Source organism: Desulfofundulus thermobenzoicus (genome assembly GCF_009428905.1).
Lineage (GTDB): Bacteria > Bacillota > Desulfotomaculia > Desulfotomaculales > Desulfovirgulaceae > Desulfofundulus_A > Desulfofundulus_A thermobenzoicus.
Genome location: NZ_WHYR01000249.1, coordinates 1 through 397, shown reverse-complemented (window position 1 = coordinate 397; position 397 = coordinate 1). Strand labels below are relative to the sequence as shown.

Below are 397 nucleotides of genomic sequence, written 5' to 3'. Positions count from 1 at the left end.
GCCTTGTGCGTCTTTTTCAACATCCATCTCACGTACCACTTTGCTTGGCTGTATTCCTGCTGTCCACACGATGACATCTGCTTCAATCGCGTCATCATGGTTGTAAACGACACCTTCTTCAACCTTTGTAATATTGGCACAGTTAATGATCTTTACGTCATTTTCTTCAAACCACTTTTGCACATACAAACTTAATCTTTTTGGGAAGCTCGATAGAATCAGCTCTCCGCGGTCGAAAAGAATAATGTTTAAATCAGCACGGCTTTCTCTTAGTTCACTGGCCAGCTCTACCCCGCTAAGTCCAGCACCGACGATGCCAACCGTTGCACCTGCGCTCAAATTGTTTAATTTGTTATACGCATGTCTTGACTGATCAATGGTTTGAATGCTGTATGTA

General features: G+C 43.1%; 1 protein-coding gene. It reads right to left on the bottom strand.

Annotated features, from left to right (window positions below; translation table 11 throughout):
* Positions 1-397 (bottom strand): FAD-dependent oxidoreductase (locus GFC01_RS18495; protein WP_194175053.1); only part of this gene is annotated, 397 nt, incomplete at both ends.